Origin of the sequence: Polymorphobacter multimanifer (genome assembly GCF_014205635.1) — a bacterium.
GTDB lineage: Bacteria > Pseudomonadota > Alphaproteobacteria > Sphingomonadales > Sphingomonadaceae > Sandarakinorhabdus > Sandarakinorhabdus multimanifer.
The window spans coordinates 5,233-14,215 of sequence record NZ_JACIIV010000046.1 but is presented as its reverse complement, the minus strand read 5'-3'; the positions used below and the strand labels follow the sequence as shown (position 1 = coordinate 14,215).

7 protein-coding genes and 1 tRNA gene are annotated in these 8,983 nt (G+C 65.9%); 2 read left to right on the top strand and 6 right to left on the bottom strand.

Annotated elements, in window-relative coordinates:
* The first annotated feature begins 88 nt into the window (after positions 1-88).
* On the top strand, positions 89-292 hold the full coding sequence (locus FHS79_RS17775; RefSeq protein WP_184203076.1) for a hypothetical protein: 204 nt from the start codon (positions 89-91) through the stop codon (positions 290-292).
* Between the two features lie 47 nt (positions 293-339).
* Here FHS79_RS17775 and FHS79_RS17770 read toward each other — a convergent pair whose 3' ends face one another.
* From FHS79_RS17770 to FHS79_RS17745, 6 genes are all read right to left on the bottom strand, one after another.
* Positions 340-2,652: a TonB-dependent receptor gene (locus FHS79_RS17770; protein WP_184203074.1), complete on the bottom strand. Its 2,313-nt coding sequence runs from the start codon at positions 2,650-2,652 to the stop codon at positions 340-342.
* Between the two features lie 376 nt (positions 2,653-3,028).
* Positions 3,029-5,704, bottom strand: a complete 2,676-nt coding sequence (locus FHS79_RS17765) for a valine--tRNA ligase (RefSeq protein WP_184203072.1) — start codon at positions 5,702-5,704, stop codon at positions 3,029-3,031.
* A 32-nt stretch (positions 5,705-5,736) separates the two neighbouring features.
* Positions 5,737-6,084, bottom strand: a complete 348-nt coding sequence (locus FHS79_RS17760; RefSeq protein ID WP_184203070.1) for a DMT family protein — start codon at positions 6,082-6,084, stop codon at positions 5,737-5,739.
* Positions 6,085-6,097: 13 nt separating this feature from the next.
* Entirely contained in the window at positions 6,098-6,391 is a 294-nt protein-coding gene (locus tag FHS79_RS17755) for a DUF2497 domain-containing protein (protein WP_184203068.1), read from the bottom strand.
* 9 nt (positions 6,392-6,400) lie between these two features.
* The gene (locus FHS79_RS17750) at positions 6,401-7,909 is read right to left on the bottom strand and encodes a TolC family outer membrane protein (protein WP_184203066.1); all 1,509 of its coding nucleotides are present in this window, start codon (positions 7,907-7,909) and stop codon (positions 6,401-6,403) included.
* 10 nt (positions 7,910-7,919) lie between these two features.
* Positions 7,920-8,612, bottom strand: a complete 693-nt coding sequence (locus FHS79_RS17745; protein WP_184203064.1) for a protein-L-isoaspartate O-methyltransferase family protein — start codon at positions 8,610-8,612, stop codon at positions 7,920-7,922.
* Positions 8,613-8,750: 138 nt separating this feature from the next.
* On the opposite strand from FHS79_RS17745, the gene FHS79_RS17740 reads away from it, so the two are divergent.
* A tRNA-Cys gene (locus FHS79_RS17740) sits at positions 8,751-8,824 on the top strand.
* Positions 8,825-8,983 lie beyond the last annotated feature (159 nt).

The window sequence follows — 8,983 nt, the reverse complement described above, 5'->3', positions numbered from 1 at the left end:
CCGATCGGGGGCCTTTTTGCAAACAACCGGGCCGCACCGAAAATGGCCTGCTTTTACACCGCCACACTGGCCTGGAATCCGACCGCCGTTGACACTGACCGGCGGGCGGCTGATCGACCGGTTCGAAAAGAGGGACGGCGAGTGGCGGATCAAGCATCGCAAGACCATCCTCGACTGGAACCGCGACCAGCCGACCGCCGAGACCTGGTGCCTGGGGATGTTCAACCCGGCTGATCCGCGGATCATCATGGGGCAGCGCGGGACCGGGGACGAGAGCTATAACCGCTTCTGATTGCTAGGCTTTCTCCCCTCCCGGCCCGGGAGGGGAGAAGCGTCGGCCTAAAACCTGAACCCAGCTTCCACACCCCAGGTCACCGGCGCGCCCAGCCGGCTCACCTCATCGCCGAAGAAGGCGATGATGTTGGTGCGGTAGACGGTGTCGGTGAGGTTGCGGCCCCACACGCTCATCGTGAAGCGGCCTTCGTTGGGGGTGAGCGAGACGCGGGCGTTCAATTGGCCATAGGGGTTTTCGAACTGGATATTGTCCGGCGCCCAGAACAGCTTGCCCTGGCGGTTGTAGCTGACGTTGGCGGCCAGACCGTCCTTCCAGCCGAAGAAGTCGGTGTTGACGTTGGCGCCGACGCTATACTGCCATTTGGGCGTGCGCTGCAGGAAGTTGCCCGAGCTGTCGCGGCCCAAACTGTCGATAAAGTCGACATATTCGGTGTCGAGCACCGAATAAGAGCCATTGAGTGTCAGCCAGCGGGTGAGTGCCACCGTCGCCTCGATCTCGACGCCTTTGATCTTGGCGTCGGCGGCATTGTCGGTGATGTTGCAAAGGCAATCCTGGTTGGTCTGGGTGACCTGCAGGTTCCTGTAGCGCATATTGAAGGCGGCAATGTTGAAGCGCACCCGGTTGTCGAGCAGCTCCAGCTTGGCGCCGATCTCGAAATTGTCCACCGTTTCAGGATCATAGCCTGACCGCGCGGCGGCGGCGTTGGCGGGATCATCCTCGAAGCCGCCGCCCTTGTAGCCGGTCGAATAGGTGGCATAGAAAAGCAGGTCGTCGGTTGGCTTGAACTCGGCGGTTACTTGCGGTGTCCACTGGCTCCAGCTCTGGCCGTAATCGGTGGTGAAGCCGCCACCCTGCGGGAAGGTGGCGGCCAACGGCGTGAGTGCCACGGCATCATTGGGGTTGAATTTGTCCCCCGTCCGCACGGCGAGGCCGGTGACGGTGCCCTCCTTCTTGTCGTTGGCGTAGCGCAGGCCGGCGACGACGCGGAGTGCCGGGCTGAAGCGATAGCCGATCTCGCCGAAGAAGGCGTAGGAGCGATTGCGCGCCTCATTGTCCCAGCTGCTTTCGCCCGAGAGCGTGGGTACGGGTGCCGGCACTTCCGCCCAGAAGCGGTCGATCTTGTTGACCGTGTCCTTCTGGTAATAGGTGCCGACGATCCATTCGAAGCCGGTTTCCTTGCGCTCGGACACGACACGGATTTCCTGGCTGAACTGCTTGATGCGCTCCCGCTCGTTGACCGGGAAGCTGAAGAGCGTCGGCGAGATCACGCCGAAGCCATTGTCCGGCCCGATGCCGGTCTGGTCATAGACGTTGAAGGCCTTGCCCCAGCGATAGCCGGTGATGCTGCTGACGGTGGCCACATCGCCCAGACCCTTGTCGAGCCGGAGCGAGGTGCCCCAGGCGGTGCGGCTGAGCTGTTGCGGCGTCTCGGCACTGTCTCCTGCATAGCGCGGCCATTCGGGAAGGCTTTCACGAAGGCCGAGCGGCCGGCCGCGGATGTTGCCGATGGCGATGCGCGCAGCACTCCAGGGGCCGGAGCCGGCCTGCGGGCCGTCGATCGCCACCGAGTGGAAGCCGTTCGACTTGTCGTTGGTATAGTCGAAGATGAGCCGGGCGCGAAAATCGCTGTCCTTGGGAGCGAACAGCAACTGCAGGCGGAGCTGTTCGCTGTCGACATCGTCCAGGTCGACATTGTGAAGAATGTCCTGGTTGAACCCGTCGCGCTGGCGAACCTGGAAGGAGACGCGCGCTGCCAGGCTCTCGGTGATGCCGCCGGTGACATGGCCGCGGAGCAGCAGCTCGTCATAGGCGCCGTAGGAGACATTGAAGGCACCGCCGGTGTCGAAACTCGGCGCAGCGGTGATGATGCTGAGGGCACCGCCAACGACGTTGCGACCCAGCAGCACGCCCTGGGGGCCGCGGACCACTTCCACCCGTTCGATATCGTAGAGATCGAAGTTGAACAGCCCCGAACGGCCGACATAGACATCATCGACGAAGATGCCGATCGACTGATCGGCTGAAGGGCTGTCGAGCCGGGTGTTGGTGATGCCGCGGATGTTGAACTCCTGGTCGAGCGGCGACAGGGCGGTGAAGCTGAGCGAAGTGGCAGCATTGGCCAGATCCTCGAAGCTGAGGGTGCGCTGGGCGTTGATCTCGGTGGCGCCGAAGGCGCTGATGGCGAGCGGCGCATCCTGCACATTGGCTTCACGACGCTGGGCCGTGACAAGGATTTCCCCCAGTTGCGGGCCCGTGGCTTCAGCGGTCTGGGCATCCTGCGCCTGGGCTGATGCCGGCACGCTGGCGAGCATGGCCAGCGCCAGCGCCGACACGGACACGCGATTCCAAGATGACATGAGTTCCCCTCCCCTGTGCCGGAACCGACGATGCAGTTCCGATCTGCGAACCATGGTGCGCAAGTGGGTTTGGCAATGCAAGTGCCTTTCGATTGTGCAATGCAGCGTCGATGGAACCAAAGTTTCGCTGTGTTGCCTGAATGCATCGGTTGCACATTCGTACCTTCTGGGCGGCGAAGGTGACGAAGTTGACACGGAACGCAGTTTTTTCGGCGGGACTGGCAGATTGTGGTCAAGGGCTTCGCCTGCGATGCAGGTGCACACGATGCAGGGCTCCGCCGTGGCGCGAGCATGGCCGAAAACGGCTGTGTAGGACAGGGTTGGTGTGCGGCAGGCCGCGGATGCCGGCGTGCGCCGACATGCCGCAGCCTTTGTCCTATCCCAGCCTTGCGAGCGCGGCACCCAGCCGCTCGGCTTCGGCGGTGCGAGCGGCATGGTCGGCGCGGGCTTTTTCCACCGCTTCGGGCTTGGCCTTGTCGGTGAAGCCGGGGGAGGCGAGGCGGCCGGCGAGGGCGTCGCGTTCCTTCGCCGCCGCGGCGATGGCCTTTTCGAGCCGGGTGCGCTCGGCGGCGAGATCGACGATGCCTTCGAGGGGAAGCGTGAAAGTTGCTTCGTTTACAATGAGTTGCAGACGACCGCCCTGCCCTGCCGCACCCTCCATGGGGATGATGCGCGCGAGACGCTCGATGGCGGTGGCGTTGGCCGCGAGGCGGGCGCTTGTCTCCTCGCTTGCACCATCGACGCTGTATCCGAGCTTTGCCGAGGGGGGAACGTTCAATTCGGTACGCGCCGAGCGGACTTCGGAAATGAGGGCGATCAGCCAGTCGATTTCGGCACTGGCGGCGGCATCGCGCGGGAGGCTGGCGGCATCGGGCCAGCGGGCGAGGATGAGATCGTGCGGGCGCTCGCCCAGCTTGTGCCAGAGCTCTTCGGTGAGGAAGGGCATGGCGGGGTGGAGCATGACGAGGATCTGGTCGAGCGCCCAGCCGGCGGTGGCCCGTGTCTCTTCAGCGAGTGCAGCGTCGGCGCCCTCGGCGAGGAGGGGCTTGGTAAGCTCCAGATACCAATCGCAAAAACGGCTCCAGACGAACTGGTAGAGCGTGTCGGCAAAGCCATCGAAGCGATAGGCGGCCATGGCGGCATCGAGCGCGGCGACGGTCTGCGCCACTTCGCCGATGATCCAGCGGTTGACGGGGTGGGTCGCGGCCGGAGGGGTGATCCCCTGCCCGCCGATGCCGTTTGCCCCGGTGCCATAGGCACCGATACCGTTAGATTGGGCGAAACGCGCGGCATTCCAGAGTTTGGTGGCGAAGTTGCGATAGCCTTCGATGCGCTTTTCATCGAGCTTGATATCGCGGCCCTGGCTTTCCATCGCGGCGAGCGTGAAGCGCAGCGCATCGGCGCCGTATTTGTCGATCAGGGTGAGCGGATCGACGGTGTTGCCCTTGGATTTGCTCATCTTCTGGCCCTTGGCATCGCGGACGAGGCCATGGCAGTAGACGGTGTGGAAGGGCGGCTGCTCGGTGAAATGGATGCCCTGCATCATCATCCGGGCGACCCAGAAGAAGATGATGTCGAAACCGGTGACTAGGACGTCGCCGGGGTAGTGACGGGACAGTTCAGGGGTGTTTTCGGGCCATCCAAGGGTCGCGAAGGGCCATAATGCGGACGAAAACCAGGTGTCGAGCACGTCCTCGTCGCGGCGGAGCGCCACGCCGGGCGCCTTTGCCTGTGCTTCGGCCTCGGATTCGGCGACGATGCAGGCGCCGTCGGGGGTATACCATGCCGGAATCTGATGGCCCCACCAGAGCTGGCGGCTGACGCACCAGGGCTGGATGTTGTCGAGCCAGTTGAAATAGGTCTTTTCCCAGGTCGCGGGAACGAACTTGGTGGCACCCGAGCGGACGGCTTCGAGCGCCGGCTGGGCGAGCGTGTGCGCGTCCACATACCATTGGTCGGTGAGATAGGGCTCGATGACGACGCCCGAGCGGTCGCCATAAGGGACCTGGTGGCGGTGGGGCTCGATCTTGTCGAGCAGGCCCAGCGCATCGAAATCGGCGATGACTTGTCTGCGCGCTTCCTCGCGGGTGAGGCCGCGATAATCGGGCGGGCAGGCATCGGACATGGTGGCATCGGGGTTCATCAGGTTGATGACCGGGATGCCGGCGTCCGGATGGCGCTTGTAGACCTCGAAATCGTTGAAATCATGCGCTGCGGTGATCTTCACCGCGCCCGAGCCGAAATCGGCTTCGACATAGCCGTCGGCGATGATCGGGATGAGGCGATCGACGAGCGGAAGCCGGCAGCGCTGGCCGATGAGATGGGTGTAGCGCGGATCATCGGGGTTCACCGCAACCGCACCATCGCCGAGGATGGTTTCGGGGCGCGTGGTGGCGACCGCGAGATAGCCGCTGCCGTCTTCGAGGGGATAGCGGAAGTGCCACATATGGCCGTCGATCTCGCGATACTCGACTTCGAGATCGGAAATGGCGGTGCCGAGCTTGGGATCCCAATTGACGAGCCGCTTGTCGCGGTAGAGCAGGCCCTCGTTGAAAAGCTGGACGAAGACCTTGGTGACGGCGGTGTTGAAGCCATCGTCCATGGTGAAGCGCTCGTTGGCCCAGTCGCAGCTTGCACCCAGCCGGCGGAGCTGGCGGGTGATGGTGTCGCCGCTCTCGGCCTTCCAGTCCCAGACGGTTTCGAGGAAGCGGGCGCGGCCCATCGTCTTGCGGTCGGGCTGGCCGTGTTCGGCGAGGCGGCGCTCGACGACCATCTGCGTGGCGATGCCGGCATGATCGGTGCCGACCACCCAGCGCGCATCGCGGCCGAGCAGCCGATGATAGCGGATGAGGATATCCTGCAGCGTGTTGTCGAGCGCATGGCCGATGTGCAGCGAGCCGGTGACGTTCGGCGGCGGGATGATGATGGTGTAGGGCCTGGCGTCAGGGCGCTCCGGGCGGAAGGCGCCGCTGGCCTCCCAATGGGCATACCAGCGGGCTTCGAGTTCGCTCGGGTCGAAGGTCTTGTCGATCAGTGTTGTGGAAAGGCTCATGGTTGCGGGCTTAGCGGGCCGGGAAGACTTGCTCAATCACCGATGATGAGAACAGCCGCCACGACGATGAGCGCGAAGCCGAGCGCCTGGCGCGCGCTGATGGGCTGGCCGAGGACGGTGGTGGAGAAGACCGCGAACACCAGGATGGAGATGATCTCCTGCATGCCCTTCAGCTGGGGTGCGGTGAGGGTGGCGTGGCCGATGCGGTTGGCGGGAACGGCGAAGCAATATTCGATGAGCGCGATTCCCCAGCTGATGAGCACGACGGTGACGAGCGGGGCGGCCTTGAACTTGAGATGACCATACCAGGCGATGGTCATGAAGATGTTGGAGACGGTGAGCAGCAGCGCGGCGGTGAGGCCGGGGCTGAGGCCGGCCATTACTGCCCTCCCGTCACAGCCCGGCGATGCGCTTGATCTCGGCGCGGGCGACGCGCTCGACGATCTCGGGGAGGCGGGCGTCGAGCCAGGACTGGAGCATGGGCTCGAGCATCTTCTGCATCAGCGCATCGAGGGTGATGCCACTGGAAAGGACGACTTCGCCGGGATCATCGACCGGGGAGGGCGGCGGTGGAGTGGGCTGCGGCGGTGCAGGCTCGGCGAGGGGTGGCAACAGCTCGCCATCGCCGGTGACGCGGGCGCGGATCGATTCGAGGATCGCGTCGATGGTGGGCGGCAGCTCGGACATGCGGGGGTTTTACGGCAGCTGCGGACCGATGACCATAGAGCGTATCGCCTGCGCCGCGCTGGGTGCCGGGAGCGGCTCGGGGTTCTTGTCGCCGCTGTCGCCGGTCTTGTGGCGGACGCGGCGGGCGTTGTCTTCGGGGTTGTAGATTTCGACCGGGACGCCGAGGGCCACGGCCTCGGCGCCGCCGGCGGCGGCCAGCAATCCATAGGCGGCGACCTGCTCGTCGCGCTGCGCGGTGGCGAGGTTGACGCGGGTGTTGAGCAGCTCCTGCTCGGCGTTGAGGACTTCGATGATCGTGCGGGTGCCGACCTGATTTTCCTGGCGAACGCCCTCCGAGGCGAGCTCATTGGCATCGACGGCGACCATGGCCGCCTCGATGGTGGCACGGGCGGCGCGGAGCTGGTTGTAGCTGTTGACCGCCTGCTCCTGGGTTTGCCGGGCGACGGCGCTGATCTGCTCCATGAGCTGGCTGCGGGTGGCCTGGCCCTGGCGGATCTGGGCGCCGAACAGGCCGCCCTGCCAGATGGGGATGGTGGCGGTGAGAATGGCGTCCTGGCTGACGAACTGGCCCTGGCGGACGAAGTTGGCACCCTGGCCGCCGCCCTCGAAGCGGAGATAGGCGGACTGGAAGGTGGTGCTGACGGTGGGCAGGCGCTGCTTTTCGAGGCGCTGGACATCGTAGCGGGCAGCGGCCTCGTCGAAGCGGGCGGCGAGAAGCGCGGGGTTGTTGGCCTGGGCGAGATCGACGGCCTGGCCCTCGGTGCCGGGGATGAAGGGCAGCGGTGGCAGCGGCTCCAGATTTTCGGGCGGGCGGCCAACGACGCGGATATAGGCCTGGCGGGCGGCGGCGAGCTGGTTCTGTGCGGTGACGAGCGTGGCGCGGGCGTTGGCGAGGCGGGCCTGTGACTGGGCGACATCGGTGCGGGTGAGATCGCCGACTTCGAACCGATCGGAGTTGGCCTGCAGCTCGCGATCGAGCACGGAAATCTGGCCTTCGTTGAGGCGGACGACCTCGGCGAAGCGGATGACATCGGCATAGGCGGTGACGGTGTTGAGGATCAGCTGGTTTTCGGCGGCGCGGAGCCGGGCGCGGGCGGCGAGGATGCGATTGTCGGCGGCGTTGGTGGCGGCGCGGATGCGGCCGCCCTGGTAGAAGTTCCAGACGATGTTGGCGCCGGCGGTGTAGGTGCGGCCGTTATCGGCAAAGGCATCGAGGCCGGCCTGATCGAAATTGAGGCGAGCGCCGAGCGACGGGCGGCCACCGGCGAGCGCCAGCGGCACCTGCTCATCGACGACGCGGACGCGGGCGCGCTCGGCGGCGATTTCGGGGTTGCTGGCATAGGCTGCGGCGATGGCTTCGGCGAGGGTGTCTGCCTGCGCCGCGGATGCGGCGAACAGGAGCGTCGCCGCGGGGGCGGCGAACGCCAGCGTAGCCGCGGGGGCGGCGGGCACCAAGGTTGCCGCAGATGCAGCGTGCACAAGGGTGGCGAGGAGCGCGGAGCGAAGCGATGCAGCCATGGATGAACTTTCAGAACGCAAATTCGCGAGGCCGGGCGAACCCCGGGAGCGGCTGTGCCGCAACTTCGAGGAATGCCGGGGCGACGATCCGGCCGCCGACAAGGGGACCGGCCCGGGCATGGCCGATCCCGGCTTCGCGCACCACGGCAGCGGCGCGGCCGCCGGGGGCGAGCTGGGCGGCAATGGCGGGCGGGATATGCTCGATGGCGCCTTCGAAGAGGATGATGTCGAACGGGGCCGTGGCGGCCCAGCCGGCCTGCAGCGGGCCCTGGGCGATGGTGCAGCCGGTGAGCGAGGTGCGCAGCAGCGGCAGCAGGCGCTCGTCATCTTCGAGGGCGGTGACGACGGCGCCGGCCTTGGCGGCGATGGCGGCGGAATAGCCGGTGGCGGCGCCGACGACGAGGACGCGGGCGCCGGCGGCGAGGCCGGCGTGCTGGAGGAGCAGCGCCAGCGCCATCGGCTCCAGAAGATAGCGGCCGGGGGCCACTTCGAGCGCGGCATCGGCATAGGCGAGGCCGGAAAGCGTTGCGGGGAGATGCGCCTCGCGCGGGACCTGCTCGAAGGCGGCCATCACGAGTGGATCGTTGACACCGACGGTCTGCAGCTGGCTTTGCACCATGCGATGGCGCAGCTCGGCAGCGAGACCGGCGGGCAGGCGCGCGGCCGCAATTTCGGTGGGGGTGGCGGAATTCGAAGGGTTCACGGGTACGGACTCACAGGTTCAGCTGTTCTATAGTAGCAACACAGGTGAGTGGCAATCAAATTGCCCCTCCCCTTCATTGCTCTAACGGTCAAACTTGCCCTCGCCAAGCGGCATTGCTATGGGCCCTCTTCCACGCGCGGCCCGATGGCGGAGTGGTGACGTAACGGACTGCAAATCCGTGCACCCGGGTTCGATTCCCGGTCGGGCCTCCACGCGTTGGCAAGCGCCAGCGAACCCGCGTGTTCTTGCGGGCCGGATCGACAAGCGATCCGGCGGGGTTCGATTCCCGGTCGGGCCTCCACGCGTTGGCAAGCGCCAGCGAACCCGCGTGTTCTTGCGGGCCGGATCGACAAGCGATCCGGCGGGGTTCG

Coding starts and splice junctions, on each gene's coding strand:
- FHS79_RS17770 (WP_184203074.1), bottom strand. CDS start 2,652: ATGTCATCTTGGAATCGCGTGTCCGTGTCGGCGCTGGCGCTGGCCATG.
- FHS79_RS17765 (WP_184203072.1), bottom strand. CDS start 5,704: ATGAGCCTTTCCACAACACTGATCGACAAGACCTTCGACCCGAGCGAA.
- FHS79_RS17760 (WP_184203070.1), bottom strand. CDS start 6,084: ATGGCCGGCCTCAGCCCCGGCCTCACCGCCGCGCTGCTGCTCACCGTC.
- FHS79_RS17755 (WP_184203068.1), bottom strand. CDS start 6,391: ATGTCCGAGCTGCCGCCCACCATCGACGCGATCCTCGAATCGATCCGC.
- FHS79_RS17750 (WP_184203066.1), bottom strand. CDS start 7,909: ATGGCTGCATCGCTTCGCTCCGCGCTCCTCGCCACCCTTGTGCACGCT.